The following is a 20,471-nucleotide window of genomic DNA, read 5'->3' on the forward strand; positions in this document are numbered from 1 at the left end:
TTATTTGGCTATTCGCGACGACATTACCCTTGGCTTGCCTGAACGCACATCCCCGATCAGGCCTGTTGGTATTTTTTCCCCCGCGCCACAGTTTCCCGCGCCCATCAAGGCACCGGATGGTGCGCCCAATGTTCTTCTGGTACTTCTGGATGACGTCGGGTTTGGCCAGTTCAGCGTTACCGGGGGAGGGGTGCCTTCGCCTGCAATGAACACGCTGGCGGAGGAAGGTGTTACCTATACCAACTTTCACACCACCGCCCTGTGTTCACCAACCCGGGCCGCGTTATTGACCGGGCGTAACCATAACGTTGCGGGCACCGGAGTGATCACCGAGTTGGCCACCGGTTACGACGGTTACACGGGTATCATTCCCAAGGACACGGCCACGGTCGCAGAAGTGCTGAAGCAGAACGGCTACGTCACGTCATGGATTGGCAAGAACCACAATACGCCGATCTATGAGACCAGCAAGGTGGGCCCGTTCGACCACTGGCCAAACGGGCTGGGCTTTGATTACTTCTATGGTTTCATGGCGGGGGATACCAATCAGATTCGCCCCTACCTGTTTGAAAACCAGACGGCGATTGGCACACCGGAGGAAGACGACTACTTCCTGAGTGTCGACCTGGCGGACCATACAATCAACTGGCTCAAGGAGATCGAGGCGATCCAGCCAGACAAACCCTGGTTCGCCTACCTTGCGCCAGCGGCAACTCACTCTCCCCATCAGGCCCCGAAAGAGCTAATTGCCAAGTATAAAGGCAAGTTCGATATGGGCTGGGATGTCTATCGGCAGCAGACCTTTGAACGGCAGAAAGAGATGGGCATTATCCCGGAAACGGCCCAGTTAACGGCCAGACCAGGCAGCCTGGCCGCCTGGGATAGCCTCAATGCGGATCAGAAACGGCTCTACACCCGGATGATGGAGGTGTTTGCCGCCTACGGTGAGCACGTCGATCAGCAAGTGGGTCGTGTTCTGGATTACGTTGAGACGCTCCCGGACGCAGACAATACGATGATTATCTATATCATCGGCGATAATGGTGCATCCGCAGAGGGTGGGTTTGATGGCACTCTGAATGAGAATGCCTTTTTCAATGCTTATCTGATGAAGACCGAGGACATGCTCTCTCGGATTGACGAGATAGGTACCGAACTGCACTTCAACCACTTCCCGTCCGGCTGGGCGTGGGCGATGAACTCTCCTTTCCAGTGGACGAAACAGGTTGCCAGCCACCTGGGTGGTGTGCGCAACCCGATGCTGGTCAAGTGGCCGGAACGTTATAGCAAAGGTGGCCAGATACGCCGCCAGTTCCTGCATGTGATTGACGTCGCTCCCACCATTTTGGCAGCCGCAGGTGTCGCACAGCCTCGTAGCGTGAACGGCACTGTGCAGACGCCCATTCAGGGTAAAGACTTTCTCTCGACGCTGTCCGATGCCAATGCACCGGAAGTGCGTACCAGCCAGTATTTTGAAATGGTTAGCAATCGCGGTATGTACCAGAATGGCTGGTGGGCAGCATCGCTTGCGTTTGAGCCTTGGGACCCGGTTCGTGGCGAATTTGATCCGTTCACCGCTGAATGGGAGTTGTACAATCTGAATGAAGACTTTTCTCAAGCCGATAACCTGGCCGATAAATATCCTGAAAAACTCGAGCAGCTCAAGGCGCTTTGGTGGGCCCAGGCAGCCGCGAACAAGGCCTTGCCCCTGGACTGGCGTGGCGCGGAACGGTTCAGCGCCGAGTTTACCGGCAAACCGAATCTTGCCGGTGATCGAAGCCGGTTTGTCTACGAAGGCATGCTCACTGGTCTGCCTGAGTCGTCAGCACCTGATCTGAAGAATAAATCGTTCAGCATAACGGCCAATGTGACTGTGGATGAGAAGGCCAGCGGGATGATTTTTACCCAGGGTGGCAATACCGGCGGCTGGGCGTTTTACATGAAGGATGGCCGCCTTAAGGCAGCCCACAACTTCATTGATGTTCAGGTATACACAATCGAAAGCGAGGTTGATGTCCCCGCGGGCGAACATGAGCTGGAAATGGAGTTCAGCTACCAGGGGGGTGAGGAAATGGGCAAGTCCGGCGAGGTCACTTTGCTGGTGGACGGTCGCCGTGCCGGACGTGGCACGATAGAGCGTACAACTCCATTCAAATACTCGCTTTCAGAGAATCAGGACGTTGGCAGCGATACCGGTACCCCGGTCACTTACGATTACACGCCACCTTTTGATTTTCAGGGAACGCTGGAGCAAGTGGTTGTCGATGTGAAGAAGTAAAATGTTATGGAGGCAGGCCTGTTGGTTGCGGCAGGTCTGCCTTGTTACCTACAGCATCCCCGCTCTGATCATGTCGTAGGCATCCAGTATCCGCGCCACAAACTGGTCCTTGGGACGAAAGCTGTTCCGGGTACTTTGTGTGATGTCCCTTTCCAGGTGATCCAGCAGTTTGTTCAGGCGCCGGCGATGCAAGCCGACCGCTGCCTGCACAGGATCGAAAATCATACCGGACAGCGCCGCAAACGCAGCCAGTGCGGCCATGACTGCAGCCATCACACTGGCCATGGTTCCCAGAGATGGCTCTGGTGGAAAGAGGTTGTAGTACCACCCCCCAATGGTTTCACCCAGTATGAAATCCCTGGCGGCCAGCGTCTTTGCCAGCATAGAGGCGAGCACCACACCGAGCCCTATGCCGCCGGGGGTAAACTTCTGGAACGCAAAAGCACCGAGCACCGTGCAGGAAATGCTGTTGGTGATATCGGCCGATGCGGTGCGGGTTACCCGGTATTGGCTGAGAGCCTCCGCAACCAGAGGTTCCATCATCCTGGAGAACTGCCGGTGATCAACAGAGTCGCTCGAATGTCGGGCGTAAACCGTCTCCAGGGCATCCACCAGATAGCTCTCCAGCAGCGGTTCTTCCCGGTGATTGTTTAGCAATTCGACCTGTATCAGGCTGGATATATGGTGTTGCACCCGGGTGGTGAAACCGGCCGGTATCCTTCCGAGCAGAGTGTTCAGCCACCGCAATCCTTTGCGCTTTGGGATCACGATTCTGAGCAGGCAGGCGATAGCGTATACCGGCGCCCACAGCAGGTTGACGGGCGCGCGCAGCATGTCCCACCCCAGCGCGACCCGGTTAGTGGCGATAGCGCCGGGGTAATGAAAATGTTGGTCAATAAACCCGGGTACCCGCACCCTGCAATCGGCAAAGTAACGCTCTATCCCGGAGCGGATTGCCTGTTCTATCTCGGCTCTTGAGATGTTCTGTTCTGGTGGCCTGGCTGAGCCCATAGAGGCAAGCTCTCTGCGTGGTGACGGGGCTTATATTCAGAACTGCTTTGGGCAATTCGTCAACGTGGATCGCATGCCCTGCTAGCGAATAAGTAGCTTTCTCATCTATTGCCTCGCGGTACCTCCATTTCTATAATCGCCTGTCAGTCTGCCGCCGCAGCGCTTCGCGGTGACCCGTCCAATTCCAATAAAAAGGAATGCTCTATGTTTACTCGTCGCACCTTTATGGCTGGTACAGCCGCAGCTACGCTCCTGTTCAGTGCTGCTTCCCATGCCCAGTACAAGGATGAATACACAGTTTCGACGGTGCTTCCGTCTGCCTTCCCCTGGGGGCAGGCTGCCGATAAATGGGTAGAGCTGGTAAAAGAGCGCTCGGAAGGGCGCATCAATATGAAGATTTACAGCAACTCCCAGCTAGTGTCTGGTGACCAGACCAAAGAGTTTTCAGCAATGCGCTCCGGGCTGATTGATATGGCGGTGGGTTCCACTATTAACTGGTCCCCTCAGGTACCGGAACTGAACCTGTTTTCCCTGCCGTTCCTGATGCCGGACTATGCGGCTATCGATGCGATTACCCAGGGCGAAGCGGGTGAGGCGGTGTTCGCCGCCGTTAAAAAGCGTGGTGTAACCCCGCTGGCGTGGGGTGAAAATGGTTTCCGTGAACTGTCTAACTCCAAACTGACCATTGATGAGCCGACTGATCTGGACGGGCTGAAAATTCGTGTGGTTGGCTCTCCGCTGTTCCAGGATACCTTCACCGCTCTGGGTGCAAACCCGACCCAGATGAGCTGGGCAGATGCCAAGCCGGCCCTGACGACCGGCGCTGTGGATGGCCAGGAAAACCCGCTGTCTGTGTTTGATGTGGCACGTATTGATCAGGTTGGTCAGAAATACCTGACCCGTTGGCACTACATGGCAGACCCGCTGGTATTTGCCATCAGCAACCGCGTTTGGGATCAGTTCTCGCCCGAAGATCAGGCTCTTCTGAAGCAGGCCGCCGTTGATGCTGGCCAGTGGGAAATCGAAAAATCCCGGAGTGAAGTCGATGGCATTCTCGCCTCAATCAAAGAGCGCGGCGTGGAAGTCACCGAACTGACGCCGGAGCAGCGTGACGCCTTCATCAAGGCCACTGAGTCCGTATACGACAAGTGGTCTTCCCGCATTGGTGCGGACCTGATCAAACAGGCTCAGGACGCCGTTGCCAACCGCAACCAATAAGACCTGCACACCACCGCGCCCGCCTTCATTGGCGGGCGTTTTTTCTGACCCGGAGTATACATGTCTTCCCGCTCTCCCAAGTTTCGGCCTGAAGCCTGGCTGGCCACTATCGCGCTGGTTGCGATATGTGCCATCAGCCTGGGCAATGTGATTGTCCGCTATGCCACCGATGCATCGTTTGCATTTACCGAAGAGTTTTCGGTGTTCTGTCTGGTGGTTCTCACGTTTGCGGGGGCAGCTGTGGCAGCACGCCACAATCAGCATATTCGCATTGAACTGATCGAACATTACCTCCCCGTGTGGGGCTGCAAACTTGTATACGTTCTGCAGTGGCTGGCGGGGGTGGTCGTGCTGGGCATCATGACCTGGTACGGCAGCACGTTTGCTCTGCAGGAATACCAGTGGGAGTCCTTGTCTCCCGGTCTGGGATTGCCTAACTGGATCTACGTGATCTGGCTGCCGCTGCTGTCTGTGGCCATTATTATCCGTACGACCCAGAATCTTATTGATCGCCTTCGGGGCAAGAATGATCCGGAGGTGATCCATGAGTCCTGATCTTTTGATGATCGGCAGTTTCCTGCTGGCGCTTTTATTGGGTGTGCCAGTGGCACTGGCGCTTGGTGTAGGTGGTGTTGTGGGTATCGTGGCCGGTCTTCCGCCAGCAATGTTGGGAACCTTTGGAACGAACACCTACAACAGCGTGGCCAAGTACCCGCTGATCGCCATTCCCCTGTTTATCCTTACTGGCCTGATTTTCGAAAGGGCGGGGGTGGCCGCCAGTCTGGTTCGTTTTGCCCAGGCCATTATCGGGCCCCGGCACGGTGGCCTGACTGTTGTTGCAGTACTTGTATGCCTGATCATGGGGGGTATGAGTGGTTCGGGCCCGGCGGATGCTGCAGCGGTAGCGATGGTGATGCTGCCGAGTATGAAAAAAGCGGGCTACCCACAGCCATTCTCTGCGTCGCTGATTGCGGCTTCGTCATCGACAGCCATTCTGATTCCGCCTTCTATTGCGTTGATTCTTTATTCCATCGTGGTGCCCGGTGTGGATCTGAGGGCGTTGTTTGCCGCAGGGCTGTTTCCCGGAATCCTGGCTGGCGTATCCCTGCTGGCACCGGCCCTGTATTTTTCCCGGAAGTATCGCTGGGAAGATCCGGAAACTGTTGAGCGTCCACCGCTCTGGCCCAGTTTCAAGGCGGCTCTTCCCGCGTTGTTTGCACCGGTCATCATCCTCGGCGGACTTCGTTCGGGGCTGTTTACGCCCACTGAAGCCGCCGTGGTGGCGGTAACCTATGGGGTGCTTGTTGGGTGCCTGCTGTATCGGAATCTTGGTATCCGGGACCTTTGGAACCTGATGACAGAAGCCGCTGTTACGTCTGGTGTGGTGATGTTTATCATCGCATTGGCAGGTATTTTCGCATGGGCAGGCACCACGCTGGGTACCTTCCAGCATCTGGCTGAAGCGTTGTTGTCACTGTCTGAAAACGGGTGGGTGTTGCTCGGATTGGTGATGATCCTTGTCCTTATTGCCGGCATGCTGCTGGATGCGATTTCGATCTACCTGATCCTGATCCCGATTGTGCTGCCGCTGATGAATCATTTCGGCTGGAACCCGATCTGGTTCGGTATTCTGCTGGCCATGAATATTGCGATCGGTCAGTTCACACCGCCGGTTGCCGTTAATTTGATGGTTACCACGCGCATAGCCAATATCCGCCTCGAACACACCATCGGCTGGGCGCTGGTATTTATTGCGGCCATGGCTGCCAGCTTGCTGGTGGTGATGCTGCTGCCCGGCATTGCTCTGTGGTTGCCGGAGAAGCTGGGCTATGTGGTTGGTGCCTGGTAAGGGTGAGTTTTCGGAACGGTCTGCGGAAAGATACTTGATTGATTGGATAGTCTGAACAAAGATAGGGGCCTACGCTAATCCGACAATAAAACAAAAGAGGGTGCGATATGGCTTTTGCCGACGTTAACGGACAACGTTTGTATTACGAAGATACCGGCGGTAGTGGACCGGTTATCGTGTTTTCTCACGGCCTGCTGATGGACCATGAGATGTTTGACGCCCAGGTAGCCGCCTTTCGGGACCGGTTCCGCTGTATCACCTGGGATGAGCGTGGCCACGGCCAGACAGCGGCGGCAGAGCCAGCCCCTTTCAGCTATTACGATTCCGCCGATGACCTTGCTGCCTTGCTCACTCATCTGGACATCGAAAATGCCGTGCTGGTTGGCATGTCTCAGGGTGGTTTTCTGTCATTGCGCTGTGCGCTGACGCATCCCGAGCGGGTAACCGCGCTGGTGATGCTGGATAGCCAGGCGGGCAGGGAGCAGGAAGAGAAGTTGCCGATTTACGAGCAACTGATCAACACCTTTATGACCGAGGGTCTGACTCCGGACGTAGGCGCCACCATCGCAGGTATCATCCTCGGGAGAGACTACCCGGAGAGCGAATACTGGCAGAACAAATGGAAAACCGTACCGTCAGCCCACATTGGCAACAACTTCCAGACTCTGGTGAGCCGTGATGACCTTACCGGCCGCCTGTCGGAAGTTACCCAGCCGACGCTGATCATCCACGGCGACGCGGATCTTGCGATTCCTCTGGAACGGGCTCAGCTGATGGCGGATCAGATTTCAGACTCTGTGTTAACAGTGATTCCGGGGGCAGGTCATGCCGCCAACATGTCTCACCCGGATGAAGTAAACAGCGTCTTGGCGGACTTCCTGAACAAGCGGTACCCTGAAACTGTCTGATCACTTGTGGGAGTAATCCCGAAGGAGTTGATGGGTTATGGGTGCCTTACTGACGATTCTCGCGGTGCTGTTCGTAGCGTTGATCATCATCGTCCCTTTGGTTGAGCGATATGCCCCCAAGGGTGAGTCTCGTGGTTATGGCACCCTTTCCCGATGGATTATTCCCCTTGTGGCGCTGCTTCTTGTTCTGCAGATAGTTCGTCACTACTTTTTCTGAGTGTCGCTGGATTGTCCGTTACTCAGTTGCACCACGGCCTTAACGCAGCGCTCAAACAGCTCGGATGAGAAGAACCCGTGCTCTCCCGCCAGTTCTGCAACGAATAGCTGTCCACCGGAGTTGTGGATTCCGCCCTCGATCATCAGGTTGTCGCTCAGCTCGAAATCCTCAATGGTATGGCCGTGCTCATCGAGCACATGCGACCCTGCCCGCTCGTAATAGGGGCGATTGTCGAGGGTAAATCCAAAGGCTGGTTTGCCCTGGCCGATCATATAGCCCACTTCAAACACCGTGCCCGGATCGGCGCTGACACCGCGAAAGGGAGTCAGGTTGGCGATAATGGCATCGCAACTGTCCATCAGTTCCCGATTGGCCTGATAGATCCTGTGGCCCCGGGCGGGTTTGGTATCGTCGTCTGCAAAGGCCAGCTCCGTATCGAGCGGGTCGACCCCGTCTAATCCATATGCCTGAAGCAGCCGTTTTTTCTCAGCCACGATGGCTCTATGTTCATCGGGCGGGAAGAACACTTCCGGGCCGGCAAGGTAGATCTGTTTTGGTTGGGCCATGGCGGCTTGGGTTCCGGAGGATTTTAGGTTGTAAGGGTATGCTCCTCAGCCAGCTGGAGTCCACAAACCCTGTAACTGGCCCAGCAGCGAAGAACCAATGCCCTGGTCCCCCAGGAAGCTCATGATGACAGGAACAAACTGCTGAATCATGGCGCTGTCCATCCCCAAGGCAGAGAAGGCTGACTGAACACCATCCATCGATGAGATGTTTGAAAGCAGGCTGTCACTCAGGCTGCTGCCGCCGCCCATCAGGCTGGAGAGTCCTGTGGCTTTATCCGTCAGGGTGGACATGGTATCGGTGCCGAGCTGGTTCTGGGCCAGTTGCAGCAGCGCGCCGGTTCCGCCGATGGCCTGGGTTTCGGTAACGCCCAGCTGGTCCTGAAGGCTGCCCACCAACTGTTGTGCTTCGCCGGTCGCTTCTGTTGTGGTGGAAAGCGCCTGTGTCCCGCTTGAAATGGCATCATTAAGGCTGAAGGCGCCAGCGCTCGGGGCCAAAAGGTAGATGCTGGAGACGAGCAGGAACTGCTTGAGAATTGAATTCATTAAAGGTGCGTCCTGTGCGGTATATGTAGAGGTTGCTAATTGAATATGGGACTGCTTGCGGTGCAATTAAAGTGCGGGGAAACCGAAATAGCGAGCTCAATTCATCCTATGGTGAATTGAGGTGATCGGGGCAGCCTGTGTATCATTGCCTCGGGTTCAATGATGAGCCCTGACATTCAATGGAGCTGAAGATGAAGAAAACGTTATTGTGCCTGCCTTTGGTGCTGGCGATTGCTGCTTGTTCAAATGATGAACACAGCAGCTCTGATACCCCTTCTGATAACTCGCCCACCACAATTCAGGAACTGGAAAATACGGGAGCGATACCCAAACTCGACCGCAGTGATGATGTTCAGGGCCTGGACTCAGATAACAACGGAATCCGGGATGACATCGACGAATACGTTGCTCTGCACTATTCGGGAGCTGCCCAGGTTGACGCGGCCAATCAAGCCGCCCGAGCCAATCAAAGTGTCTTGATGGCAGACCTGCAAGACCCAACGTCTATCCGGCAATCGAACCAGAAACTCTCTCGGGCCACAGCCTGCATCTATGAGGTCTTCGGTACGTCCGCTTCCAGCATTGAGCCAGCAGAAGTCTCCCGGGACCTCGAAGCGATCTCGTTTAACACCGCTGAACGACTGAAAAAGTACATGGAGTTTAACAAGGCGCTAGACGGTGCTTCCTGGTCATTGCCAGAAGGGGGCAGCAGCTGTGAGTAAACAAACACGGAAGTTTGTGAGTGTCGTCCTTTCTGCGCTCGTTATTTTCTTTACCCCATTTCAGGCAGTTGCCCAGAGTCTCGAAGCACGGAATCTGTGCCGCGAATCGGGCATCATCTTTGCGTTTTTTAATGGAGTTCAGACCACGGTAGGGGAGGCTAATCGGGCCCTGAACGAGTTCCGGAGGATTCATGGCGATGAAAGGGGCGATGGGGAAAATATCCGCTACGAGGTGATGTACAACTACACCGATGGCTTCGATGATTTCGTTGAAACCTTTGAACAGCGTGTTCTTGAGCATGAACAAATTCTGGCAGGTCGGTATGAATTAGCTCTGGAAATAATCAATGGAGGCGGCAAGTGGTGGGAGAAGCTGGCGGAGCTTGCAACGACTATCCCTGATGCGCGCGATGACTTCATGGATTGGTATCAGGCCAAAATTGTTCAGACACTGACCACTCTTGCCGGGAATCCGCCTACACTTGCCAACTACGCAGAGCATCGATCCAGGCTCGATACCTGGATTGTTGAAGGCAAACAGTTGCTGCTGGTTGCACACTCCCAAGGTAACCTGTTCGCCAATTCTGCATACAGCTACGCCAGCAACAAAACTGATGCTGAATCATTGAAGTTGGTGCACATCGCACCGGCATCTCCGACACTGAATGGTCCTCACCGACTTGCAGACAAGGATCTGGTTATCAATGCCTTAAGGGTTTCTGGCAGCGTTGCCAGTATTACGAATACGATCCCCGGTTACCTGATACGGCCGGCAGGATTGAATGGGCAGAAGGATATTCTTGGTCATGGCTTGTTGGAAATCTATCTGAACCCCGCGCTGGGCATAGGCTCTTCAGTGGTACAGGATATTGAAGCTGAACTCGCCAGCCTGCAGCCTCCGGAGATTGACGATGAGGCCGAAACCGGGTTCTTTACCGCTACGCTTACCTGGAATGGCGAAGGCGATGTTGACCTTCATGTGTATGAAGCGTCCAGTGCTCACGTGTTCTACCAAGCGATGACCGGCGATTCAGGATACCTGGATGTGGATAATACTGTCGCGAATGGGCCAGAGCATTACTTCGCCTCCTGCGAATCTGACAAACTCCAGGTAGGTACTTACCAGATCGGAGTGGCAAACTATGATGAAGCAGACGGTCGTACTGCCACGCTCCAGATAGCATCCTTCCGGGATGGGGTACTTGGGACCAAAAGTGTAACGCTTGGTTCCCCCACCGGCGACACCCCTTCGCATATGATGTTTGACGTAGAAGTCACGAAGGATGATGAAACCGGTATGTACGAGGTTATAGCGCGATAATTTAATCTGAAAAACACGCTGCTATTCGGGCAGCGTCACACAATGATGTAGTAAGGGGCACTTGATGAACGTTTGCGGTGTAGAACTGACCGGCAGTGATGCTGTCTTGTGTTTTTTAAATCTGGACCGGGGTCAGTTCAACCTGCCGGACAGCAAGGTGCGCAAGGTGACGCTGCCGAAGAATCACTCCCGAGACGACCTGAAGCAGTTTCAGGAAAGCTTTGCGGGACTAATGGCGGACAATGCTGTTAATCGTGTGGTAATCAAGGAGCGCATGCAGAAAGGCAAGTTTGCCGGTGGGGCGGTCAGTTTCAAACTTGAAGCCGCTATTCAGTTGATCGGCTCTCCGGATCTTGAGGTTAGCCTGGTTTCCCCTGCCCAGATCAAATCAACACTGGCTGCCAACCCGCTGCCGATACCGTTTGTTGAAACCGGGTTAAAGGCGTTTCAGGAAACGGCATTTGTGACGGCCTACGTGGGGCAGATGACGAAATAAATGTAGCGGAAAATGTAGTACTCCGCTGTTACCCCTCCCCCCGCAAAGTGGCGCATGATGAACTTTCGTTGCCACAAACAAGCGGGGGAACTCATTATGTCTGACAAAAAACTGTTACTGCTGGCCGGCGACTTTGCCGAAGATTACGAAACCATGGTGCCGTTTCAGGCTCTCACCATGCTGGGTTATGAAGTCCACGCGGTCTGTCCGGACAAGAAGGCCGGCGACACCGTCAAAACGGCGATTCATGATTTCGAAGGCGATCAAACCTACAGCGAGAAACCGGGCCACAACTTCGCTCTGACCTATAATTTTGATGATGTCCGCGAGGAGGATTATGTCGGCCTGGTGATACCGGGTGGCAGGGCTCCGGAATATCTGCGTCTGGACTCCAGGGTGATTGAGGTCGTTCAGGCATTCAACGCCGCAGGCAAGCCGATAGCAGCTGTATGCCATGGTGCCCAGCTACTGGCTGCGGCTGGCGTTCTGGACGGACGTGAATGCAGTGCTTACCCGGCGTGTGGCCCGGATGTACGTATGGCTGGTGGGACCTACATGGATATCCCCGTGGATCAGGCCCATGTGCAGGGCAACCTGGTTACAGCACCTGCCTGGCCTGCTCATCCGGCCTGGCTGGCTGCGTTTGCTAAACTTCTGGGAGCTGAAATTTCCCTTTAGCCAGGTTTGAGGCAGCCGCACATTGCGGCTGCCTGCTTCAATGGAGAAGGACCCCATGTGCGAACTCTACGTAAAAGCTGACCCCATCCTCTATGAGTGCCGATCTCGTTCCTTGCGCATTCGCGGCGTAGTGACGACTCTGAGACTCGAAAACCAGTTCTGGGACATCCTGCAGGAAATTGCTGAAGTGGATGGCATGACCACCAATCAGCTGATCACCAAACTCTACGAAGAAGTGATGGAGTTGCGAGGTGAAGTCGAGAACTTTGCTTCTTTTTTGAGGGTAAGCTGTACCCGTTATCTTGCTCAGCGTGAGGCGAGACCGGTGCCTTTGATGGTTGTCGGTTCGAACGCCGTTGGATAGGAATTGTTCACTTTATCCCCAGACTCTTCCCGTTTTCTTAATTCTGAAATATAACTGCAAATTAATAGTCATGAGCCTGTCATAACCAAAAGTCATATTTGCCTCGAGCTTAAACACCGATCACATCCGATCATTGATAGCGAGGTAGTAATGAAGAAGCGTCTTTTGGCATTGGCTATTGGTTCCATGGTTGTAGCACCGTCTGTGGCTATGGCTGACAAAGGCCCGATTGTCTACGGTAAGGTGAATGTTTCCTACGAGAATCAGGACGACGGCACCAACGATGCGTGGAAGCTGCAGAGCAATGCTTCACGTCTGGGTGTAAAAGGTGACCTGGATCTGGACGTTCAGGATCTGAAAGCTGTGTACAAGGCCGAGTTTGAAATCTCTGTCGACGATGGCGACAAAGACGGCCAGACGTTCGCCCAGCGCAACATCTACGGTGGTTTTGAACACGCCAAGGCCGGTACTCTGATCGCCGGTAAATTCGATACCCCGCTTAAGACTTCCCAGGGTAAGGTTGACCAGTTCAACGACATTCAGGGTGACCTGAAAAACATCATGGCCGGCGATAACCGCGTCAGCAACATTGTGCAGTACAGCACTCCGACCATCGCTGACATGGTAAAAGTTAACGTTGCCCTGATCCCGGGTGAAGACCAGTCTGCTGGCGCTGAAGACAATGGCGTTGCAGATGCGATCTCAAGCTCTGTGGTTTTTGATAATGGCGCGTTCTACGGTGCTCTGGCATACGATTCCGAAATTTCGGACAAGCTGGAAGCCGATCCGACAGGTGACAGCAAGCTGAACATCCTGCGCGCTACCGGTATGGTTCGCATGGACATGTTTGAAGTAGGTCTGCTGTACCAACTGGCTGAAGAAGAAGCTGGAAACGGCGAAGATTCCAGCTACCTGGTGAGCGGCGCAGTTAAGCTGGATCGCTGGAAGCTGAAAGCCCAGTACGGTCTGACCCAGGCTGACACCACTGACGAAGAGCTGACCCTGATGGCTGTGGGTGCTGACTACAAACTGGCGAAGAACAGCAAGGCTTTTGCTTACTTCTCCCAGGTAGAAGCGGATCTGGCTGACAGCGAAGATACTACTTTCGGTATCGGCTTCGAGCACAAATTCTCAATGTAATGAGTGTTACCTGCAGTATTTGAGTTCTCAGGATTTGCCGGGGCGTTTGCTCCGGCTTTTTTGCAAACGGGATGCCTTGGGGTATCCCGTTTGTTTTCATACCGACCTTATGGCCGGTTGCAGAATCAATGTATCTGGCGGCCTTCGCCAGCCCAACTCTGTGCTCTCAGAGCTTTCTTGTCGATCTTGCCTACGGCAGTCAGGGGTAGTTCATCAACGAAGATGATTTGCTTTGGTGAGTTAACCGCGCCTTTGTGTTTTGTGACGTAGGATATCAGATCCTCAGCGCTGCAATCGACGTCCCGCCTTGGAACCACGACAGCTGTTACCTGCTCCCCCCATTTCTCGTGGGGAATTCCGATGACGGCAGACGATGCTACGTGGGGGTGTTGGGCCAGGCAGTGTTCCACTTCGCTGGGGTAAACATTGAACCCGCCGCTGATAATCATGTCTTTGTTGCGATCCACCAGGTACAGGTACCCGTTGGTATCCATCCGCGCCATATCCCCGGTATGCAGCCAGCCACCGGCAAATACCTTTTCGTTCTCCTCTGGTCGGTTCAGGTACTTCTCCATGATGAGAGGGCTTCGCACACATAACTCGCCGATCTCGCCGGTCGGGACAGGTTTCCCGTCTGCACTGAGAAGTTGTACCTGATTCCCGATAATGATCTTTCCACAGGAACGCAGGCGCTCTGGCTGGTCTGCAATGTGGTCCTTTGGGGCGAGATAGCTGATTGTCATCGGCGCTTCCGATTGGCCGTAAATCTGGCCGAACACCTGCCCGAAGGTGTGTAACACCTGTTGCAGGCGGCTTGGCGCAATGGGAGATGCTCCGTAAAGAACGAGTTCCAGTGATGAGTGGTCGAACTCACTCAGCCTGGGGTAGTCGAGTAATCCATAAATCTGTGTCGGAACGAGGAATGTGAAGTTAATGCGGTATTTCTCGACCATGCGCAGGAAAAGCTCAGGGCTGTATTTGTCCATGAAGTAAATGGTGCCGCCCTTCAACAGTGTCGGTATTACGAGCGATCCCCCGGCGTGAGATATCGGGGTTGTTACCAGGTATCGCGGAGTATCTGGCCATTCATAGGTGGCCAGCATTTGCATAACCATGGTGGTGAGTGTCCGGTGGGTATGGATGACACCCTTGGATCTGCCCGTCGTTCCCCCGGTGTAGGCAAGCCTGTAGCTAATGCCGGGGTCCTCCGGAGGTGTCAGAGGGCTGTCATCCATTGCCGGAGCTAACATCATCAGCCCCGGCCTGTCAGCAGTGCCCTCGAGCTCAATCATGGTTGGAACTGCATCAGCGAGTGCCAGTTTTCGGTCGCTATAGTTCTGGTCATCGATGATCAGAGCGTTGGCCTGGGAATCTGATAACACAAACTTGTGATCCTCAGGAGAGGCCATAGGGTGCAGAGAAACATATCTCAACCCCATCAATTGAACCGCGAGCAGCGCTACCAGTGACTCCAGGCGATTGCTCATCAGCAGAGCTATCGTGTCGCCCGTGTGCAGTCCCTGTTGCTGGAGGACACGGACGGTTTGCCAGCCCAGGGTTTCCAACTGGCGACAGGTGACGCTCCGGTTTTCGGTTTGAATGGCTATGTTTTCGGGGTTCTGGCGCAAAGCGCTCAGATACAGCTGTGGCGCTGTAGAGCAGCTGTGAATCATTATTGTTGTCTCTTTTCAAACCATAGGGAAGCATTTCAGCTTGGCCTGAAAAGATTAGTCACCGGTTTGGGAAGCAACCAATGTCAATGTTCTATTGTGGCTATGCCGCGGGAGCATTGTTTGACCTGTATGGCGGGTATGCCTTCCAGGTATGAAAAGCGGCGCGCGAATTGCGAATGTTGGGGCGTGGCTTGAGCGCTAGTGGCTGTCCGGAGTTGTTCGGGTCAGTAGATCCACAACAGTTTCTGCAATCTCCTCAAGGTCTTCGCGCTGAACATAGATCCCGTCGATCAACAGCCGGGCCATGCCGTGCAAGGCTGCCCAGCTGGCCTGAGCTGTTCGCAGCGCAGAATGGCTGCCTGGGAGAACACCGCGCTGCTGCATTTTTGCGACAAGATCGACCCAAAGCCGAAAGCTGGTCTTGGATATTGCCTGCAGTGAGGGGGTCGGTGTCCCTCCTTTCCAGATTTCCCTTCCGAACATCAGGTCGTAGGTTTCGGGGTTCTCGTGAGCAAAGCGTATATAGGCCCTGACCCAGCGGGCAAAAACGGCTTCATTGTTGTTGTCCTCGGGATCATCGAGGATCTCTCGGGTCATCTGGTTCTGTTCTTCAAACCCCATCTCGGCAATGGCACAAAGCAGCGCATTTTTGTCTTTGAAGTGGTGATACGGCGCAGTGCGGGATACGCCTACCTGGTCAGCCAGGCGCCTCATGGACAGTTTTTCGATACCGCTTTCGCGAATGATAGCGTTGGCGGCGGCAACGAGTGCCGGGCGCAGTTCGCCGTGGTGGTAGGGTTTGGTTGCAGTCATCCGGTGACGATAGAATTGAAACTTGACGCTGTCAAGTTTGGTCTATATCTTGACGGTGTCAAAATCGACTGGGCGAAAACAGTCCGGCGTTCGAATACGTAGAGAGGAGAGACCAAGCATGACCGCAAACCTGTATCCGCATCTGATGGCCCCGTTGGATCTGGGCTTTACCACACTGAAAAACCGGGTGCTGATGGGCTCCATGCACACCAATCTGGAAGAGCAGCCCGGTGGCTTTGAAAAGCTGGCGGCTTTCTATGCGGCGCGTGCGCGTGGAGGGGTAGGGTTGATTGTGACCGGCGGTATCGCTCCGAACGAAGAGGGTGTGGTCTTTCACGGCGCAGCACGAATGGACGACGAAGCCGAAGTGCCTCATCACAAGATGGTGACCGACGCTGTCCACGCCGCCGGTGGTAAAATCTGCATGCAGTTGCTGCACGCTGGTCGTTATGCCGCAACCCCTGCGGCGGTTGCACCTTCTGCCATTCGCGCGCCAATCAGCCCGATTACCCCTCGCGAGTTGAGCGATGCGGACGTCGAGAAACAGATTGAAGATTACGCCCGTGGTGCAGAGTTGGCGAAAGAAGCCGGTTACGACGGTGTCGAGCTGATGGGCTCTGAAGGCTACCTGATCAACCAGTTCCTTGTGGCGCGTACCAACCAGCGTACTGACCGTTGGGGTGGTTCCTACGAAAACCGCATGCGTTTCCCTCTGGAAGTCATCCGTCGGGTGCGCGAGAAAGTGGGTAGCGACTTCATCGTGATTTACCGGTTGTCCATGCTTGACCTGGTTGAAGAAGGCAGCACCTGGGACGAAGTGGTTACCCTGGCCAAGGAAGTCGAAAAGGCAGGTGTCACGATTATTAATACCGGCATCGGCTGGCACGAGGCACGGGTACCGACAATCGCCTCAAGCGTTCCCCGCGCGGCCTTCACCGGCGTTACCGAAAAACTGCGTTCCGAAGTGAAGGTACCGGTGATCACCTGTAACCGCATCAACACGCCGGAAGTTGGCGAGCAGGCGATTGCATCCGGTCAGTCAGACATGATTTCCATGGCGCGTCCGTTCCTGGCAGACCCGGATTTTGTTGCCAAGGCTGAAGCCGGCAAAGCTGACGAGATCAATACCTGTATTGGTTGTAACCAGGGCTGCCTGGACCACGTGTTTGAAGGCAAGATGACCACCTGTCTGGTGAACCCGGAAGCCTGCCGTGAAGATGAGCCGGAAGTTCAGCCGACAAACGCGCCGAAGCGCATTGCAGTTGTTGGTGCAGGCCCGGCTGGCATGATGGTAGCTGCGACAGCTGCTGAGCGTGGGCATTCGGTCACTCTGTTCGAATCCCGGACTACCCTGGGTGGAGAGTACGAACTGGCCGCCCGTATTCCGGGTAAGGAAGAATTTTTCGAGACTCTGCGTTACTACAAAGCCCGATTCGAGAATGCCGGTGTGGAAGTTCGTCTGGGGCAAGTAGCCACCAAGGACGAACTGCTGGCCGAAGGCTTTGACGATGTGGTTGTCGCCACAGGAGTTCGTCCATGGACACCGCCGATTCCGGGTATCGAGAATGCTGAATATCTCGATTATCTGGATGTACTGGAGCACGGCAAGCCAGTGGGCAAGCGTGTGGCGATTATTGGCGCCGGTCCCATTGGTTTCGATGTTGCTGAATACCTGACCGAGTCCGATGAGCATGTGCATCAGGGCAAGGAAGGGTTCATGGCGGAATGGGGTGTCGATACCCGGTTTGAAACCCGTGGTGGTCTGACGGCTCCGAAACCGATGCCTGCAGTGGATCGCGAGATCTTCCTGCTTGAGGTCCGTGATATGAAAGTGGGTGCAGATCTCAGCAAGACCACTGGCTGGATTCACCGCGAAGTACTGAAGAAGCGCAACGTCCAGATGTGGGGCGGTGTCAGCTTCCAGCAGGTGGATAGCGAACTGGTGCGTGTTGAGTACCGTGGCGAGGAAAAGGCTCTGGAAGTGGACACGGTTATCGTCTGTGCCGGCCAGCGCCCCCGTGCCGACCTGGCGGATGAACTGGAAGGTAGCGGTGTGAACGTTCACCGCATCGGTGCTGCCAAGGACGCTCGTGGTATGGATGCCAAGGTGGCGTTCGCTGACGGACTTGAGTTGGCTCGTACGCTCTGATGTGTTTGGGAACGTGGTATCGGTTAGCTACCGGTACCACGTTCAGGTTTTCCGCTGGCACTTCACCTAAAGGAGGCAGTGAACTTCTGCAGGTATTCAGTGTGCTTGGGTGAGCCCTCTACAGCCATCTTTTGGAGTTTTTTCATCGTCGTATAGTTTTCCAGACTTTTCTCTGGAGGAATATGGGAAATGCCAATAGGGATTTCATGGGGCAACCAGTTCATACCGTAGAGCACGGCGGAATAGTTGGGTGCTCTGAATGCAATGGTTTCGTTCTTGAAGTCGGCATCTGTGGGCGGTTTGTGCTCCCACATTGCCAATTTGCTTTTTAGCGCTGGCAGGTCTCCGGTCTCTGTTTGAATATCTCGCCAGAATGCGGTGTCTTCGCGTTCAGATAGTACGTAGTGGAGTACGATAAACTCCATGCTTTCATCGAAAGTCGCATTAAATGAAGAATTGAACTGCTCTCGGCAGGCGGCGCTTTGGGACAGTGGATCCCAATAGTCGACAAGGAGCCGTAGCGCAATTTCGATGAAATAAAGACCGGTGGATTCCAGGGGCTCCAGAAAACCCGAGGAAAGTCCCAGGGCTACACAGTTTTTATTCCAGCTCTTTTCGAGTCGTCCCACTTTCATTTTCAGGTGCGTAGCTTCTGCTGCAGGATCTATATCCGGGAAGAAGTTCCGCAGCGCTGTTTCGGCGGCTTCAGGTGAGCAGTGTTTGCTTGAATAGATATGCCCGAGCCCCGTCCTCTCCTGAAGGTCAATCTCAAATGTCCAGCCTGATTCACGGGCTGTCGCCGTGGTGTAGGGGCGAGGCTGATAGTCCTTGCCAGTGCGGGGGTAACGAAGGGTCACTGCCTGATCACAAAAAAGATAGTTGGAGTAATCTATGAATTGAGCGCCTACAGCGCGGTTCAGTAAGCCTGAGAAACCGGTGCAATCAATGAACAGATCGCCCTGAATCGATTCTCCGTTGGCCAGGCCCAGGCTTCGGATATTGCCAAGCTCATCAAGCGTGACAGCGGTGATGTTTGCCCGAACATGCGAGACCCGTTTTTGAATGGATGTTTTCTTCAGGAATTCGGCAAACTTGTTGGCGTCAAGATGGTATCCGTAATTGACGGGCGCTTCGTATTGGGAATTCTGCCACGTTTTAGGCGCGCAGCCTGAAGCAGCGAGTGCCCCCTGTATTCCCGCCCAGCGGTCATATCTCTCAGTAGTTGCGCCACGTAACCTTGCGTTGAGCCAGTGGCTGGTCTGCGGCTCGGGAGAGAGGTGTACGAAACTCTCAAATGGGTGGAAGTATTGGTGGGGAGGCACATCTGGGGCGGTTTTTTGGAGCCAGTCTTTGAACAGTATTCCGTGCTTGAATGTGGCATCGGTTGCAACGAGAAACTCTCCCTCGTCTATGCCGCAGGCACCGAGGAATCCCCTCATGGTGTGAATGGTTGCTTCACCGACGCCGATAGGGGCTATGTTGTCGGACTCTACTAGGCTGATTTTGTATTGTTTATTGTCTTTTGTCTTGAAGGCCTCGCTTAGAAACGCTGCAGCCATCCATCCTGCGCTACCTCCGCCAGCAATGACGATATTTATCACTTTTTTTTCGCTTTGCTTCATACCTCAGTCCCTGGTTTCCTGAACGGATCGAATCCTGGTTAGTATATATAAAAAGCTGCTATGGTTTTTAGGCACTATATTGGCGCAATCAGGGAAGTAATCTCTCATCTTTATTGATGTATATTCAAGGAGTTGGCATGTCCCCTTTTGAAATTAATTTCCACTCTAAGCCTGAAGTGGTCTGGCTTGGGGATCATGAGGTCCCGCTATTTGTTATTGATGATTTTTATGTCGATCCCCAGAAGGTCAGGGCATTTGCCTTCGAGCGAAGCTTCCCCGATTCTCAGGCGTATTATCCTGGTCGGCATCAGCCGCTCGACCCGGGTATGCCTGGCATTGCACCATTTCGCGTGTTCGTTTCAAAGGTTCTTAGTCATGCGACTAAACGTAATATCTCTCCGGAATCTATAAATACAGACTTTTCGGTGTTAACAACTGCGGAGAATGCCCTGGTGGAAAACCAGGGCCAGCCACATATTGACGGTACGCCTATGCTGGGTGTGATCTACCTGAACGTTCAGGACTATGGTGGAACGGTCTTTTTCCGAAATCGGGATACAGGTTCTATGACAGTAGTGAGTCCTGCTGAAAAGGCCCACTATGAATCTGTGACAAAAAGCCAGTCAGAAAAGCGCCCGGATACCTATATTACAGACTCCCAAGGGGCCTGGGAGAAAGTCACGGCAATAGAGGGGCGCTTGAATCGCCTGGTTATCTGGCCGGGTAATGTCTGGCACTCGGTTGAAGTTAAAGTGCCGCCTGAACAGGGCTCTCTGAATGAAAAACGCTTGACGCAAAGAGTAATAATTAATCGGATGGCCTGATCAAGGAAGTGAGTGTCAATTTTCTTTACATATAGTCTTTTTTTTCCTGCCGGTAGCGCACTGGTTCCTGGTTAAAAGT

General features: G+C 54.2%; 20 protein-coding genes. 14 read left to right on the top strand and 6 right to left on the bottom strand.

The window, feature by feature from the left end; all coding sequences use genetic code 11:
• Window positions 1-4: 4 nt before the first annotated feature.
• Window positions 5-2,278 (top strand): arylsulfatase, encoded by a 2,274-nt coding sequence (locus tag FWJ25_RS02870; RefSeq protein ID WP_246166632.1) that lies wholly within the window; start codon window positions 5-7, stop codon window positions 2,276-2,278.
• Window positions 2,279-2,326: 48 nt separating this feature from the next.
• On the opposite strand, the gene FWJ25_RS02875 is transcribed toward FWJ25_RS02870, so the two are convergent.
• Complete coding sequence (locus FWJ25_RS02875) at window positions 2,327-3,289, bottom strand: DUF6635 family protein (protein ID WP_149598719.1); 963 nt, start codon at window positions 3,287-3,289, stop codon at window positions 2,327-2,329.
• A gap of 204 nt (window positions 3,290-3,493) precedes the next feature.
• On the opposite strand from FWJ25_RS02875, the gene FWJ25_RS02880 reads away from it, so the two are divergent.
• The 5 genes from FWJ25_RS02880 to FWJ25_RS02900 all read left to right on the top strand — a co-directional run bounded on the left by FWJ25_RS02880 (window position 3,494) and on the right by FWJ25_RS02900 (window position 7,481).
• Window positions 3,494-4,507 (top strand): DctP family TRAP transporter solute-binding subunit, encoded by a 1,014-nt coding sequence (locus FWJ25_RS02880; protein WP_188093548.1) that lies wholly within the window; start codon window positions 3,494-3,496, stop codon window positions 4,505-4,507.
• Between the two features lie 60 nt (window positions 4,508-4,567).
• The gene (locus FWJ25_RS02885) at window positions 4,568-5,062 is read left to right on the top strand and encodes a TRAP transporter small permease (protein WP_149598720.1); all 495 of its coding nucleotides are present in this window, start codon (window positions 4,568-4,570) and stop codon (window positions 5,060-5,062) included.
• Window positions 5,052-6,356, top strand: coding sequence for a TRAP transporter large permease (locus FWJ25_RS02890; RefSeq protein ID WP_149598721.1), 1,305 nt, complete (start codon window positions 5,052-5,054; stop codon window positions 6,354-6,356). The genes FWJ25_RS02885 and FWJ25_RS02890 overlap by 11 nt, the downstream gene beginning before the upstream one ends.
• 107 nt (window positions 6,357-6,463) lie before the next feature.
• Entirely contained in the window at window positions 6,464-7,264 is an 801-nt protein-coding gene (locus FWJ25_RS02895; RefSeq protein WP_149598722.1) for an alpha/beta fold hydrolase, read from the top strand.
• Between the two features lie 37 nt (window positions 7,265-7,301).
• Window positions 7,302-7,481, top strand: coding sequence for a hypothetical protein (locus tag FWJ25_RS02900; RefSeq protein ID WP_149598723.1), 180 nt, complete (start codon window positions 7,302-7,304; stop codon window positions 7,479-7,481).
• Here the strand turns inward: FWJ25_RS02900 and FWJ25_RS02905 are convergent.
• Window positions 7,469-8,047 carry a nucleoside 2-deoxyribosyltransferase gene (locus FWJ25_RS02905; protein ID WP_149598724.1) on the bottom strand — a complete coding sequence of 193 codons (579 nt, stop codon included), beginning with the start codon at window positions 8,045-8,047 and terminating at the stop codon, window positions 7,469-7,471. The two genes, FWJ25_RS02900 and FWJ25_RS02905, sit on opposite strands and share 13 nt — an antisense overlap.
• 45 nt (window positions 8,048-8,092) lie before the next feature.
• Window positions 8,093-8,590, bottom strand: coding sequence for a DUF2780 domain-containing protein (locus FWJ25_RS02910; RefSeq protein WP_149598725.1), 498 nt, complete (start codon window positions 8,588-8,590; stop codon window positions 8,093-8,095).
• Between the two features lie 191 nt (window positions 8,591-8,781).
• Here FWJ25_RS02910 and FWJ25_RS02915 point away from each other — a divergent pair, with 191 nt between their 5' ends.
• From FWJ25_RS02915 to FWJ25_RS02940, 6 genes are all read left to right on the top strand, one after another.
• Window positions 8,782-9,312, top strand: coding sequence for a hypothetical protein (locus tag FWJ25_RS02915; RefSeq protein WP_149598726.1), 531 nt, complete (start codon window positions 8,782-8,784; stop codon window positions 9,310-9,312).
• Window positions 9,305-10,633: a DUF2135 domain-containing protein gene (locus FWJ25_RS02920; protein WP_149598727.1), complete on the top strand. Its 1,329-nt coding sequence runs from the start codon at window positions 9,305-9,307 to the stop codon at window positions 10,631-10,633. Before FWJ25_RS02915 ends, FWJ25_RS02920 begins: the two co-directional genes overlap by 8 nt.
• A gap of 64 nt (window positions 10,634-10,697) precedes the next feature.
• Complete coding sequence (locus FWJ25_RS02925) at window positions 10,698-11,129, top strand: DUF3010 family protein (RefSeq protein WP_149598728.1); 432 nt, start codon at window positions 10,698-10,700, stop codon at window positions 11,127-11,129.
• Between the two features lie 96 nt (window positions 11,130-11,225).
• Complete coding sequence (locus FWJ25_RS02930; protein WP_149598729.1) at window positions 11,226-11,807, top strand: DJ-1/PfpI family protein; 582 nt, start codon at window positions 11,226-11,228, stop codon at window positions 11,805-11,807.
• A 55-nt stretch (window positions 11,808-11,862) separates the two neighbouring features.
• Window positions 11,863-12,171, top strand: coding sequence for a ribbon-helix-helix domain-containing protein (locus tag FWJ25_RS02935; protein WP_149598730.1), 309 nt, complete (start codon window positions 11,863-11,865; stop codon window positions 12,169-12,171).
• Window positions 12,172-12,321: 150 nt separating this feature from the next.
• On the top strand, window positions 12,322-13,311 hold the full coding sequence (locus FWJ25_RS02940; protein ID WP_149598731.1) for a porin: 990 nt from the start codon (window positions 12,322-12,324) through the stop codon (window positions 13,309-13,311).
• A 125-nt stretch (window positions 13,312-13,436) separates the two neighbouring features.
• On the opposite strand, the gene FWJ25_RS02945 is transcribed toward FWJ25_RS02940, so the two are convergent.
• Both FWJ25_RS02945 and FWJ25_RS02950 read right to left on the bottom strand, forming a co-directional pair.
• Window positions 13,437-14,984, bottom strand: a complete 1,548-nt coding sequence (locus tag FWJ25_RS02945; protein ID WP_149598732.1) for an AMP-binding protein — start codon at window positions 14,982-14,984, stop codon at window positions 13,437-13,439.
• Between the two features lie 198 nt (window positions 14,985-15,182).
• Window positions 15,183-15,797 (bottom strand): TetR/AcrR family transcriptional regulator, encoded by a 615-nt coding sequence (locus tag FWJ25_RS02950; RefSeq protein WP_149598733.1) that lies wholly within the window; start codon window positions 15,795-15,797, stop codon window positions 15,183-15,185.
• Window positions 15,798-15,915: 118 nt separating this feature from the next.
• On the opposite strand from FWJ25_RS02950, the gene FWJ25_RS02955 reads away from it, so the two are divergent.
• On the top strand, window positions 15,916-17,946 hold the full coding sequence (locus tag FWJ25_RS02955; RefSeq protein WP_149598734.1) for an NADPH-dependent 2,4-dienoyl-CoA reductase: 2,031 nt from the start codon (window positions 15,916-15,918) through the stop codon (window positions 17,944-17,946).
• A gap of 62 nt (window positions 17,947-18,008) precedes the next feature.
• Here FWJ25_RS02955 and FWJ25_RS02960 read toward each other — a convergent pair whose 3' ends face one another.
• Window positions 18,009-19,568, bottom strand: a complete 1,560-nt coding sequence (locus tag FWJ25_RS02960; RefSeq protein ID WP_149598735.1) for a tryptophan halogenase family protein — start codon at window positions 19,566-19,568, stop codon at window positions 18,009-18,011.
• A 137-nt stretch (window positions 19,569-19,705) separates the two neighbouring features.
• Here FWJ25_RS02960 and FWJ25_RS02965 point away from each other — a divergent pair, with 137 nt between their 5' ends.
• Window positions 19,706-20,392 (top strand): DUF6445 family protein, encoded by a 687-nt coding sequence (locus FWJ25_RS02965; protein ID WP_149598736.1) that lies wholly within the window; start codon window positions 19,706-19,708, stop codon window positions 20,390-20,392.
• The last annotated feature ends 79 nt before the right edge of the window (window positions 20,393-20,471 follow it).

It is taken from the genome of Marinobacter salinexigens (assembly GCF_008370345.1).
Classification (GTDB): Bacteria; Pseudomonadota; Gammaproteobacteria; order Pseudomonadales; family Oleiphilaceae; genus Marinobacter; species Marinobacter salinexigens.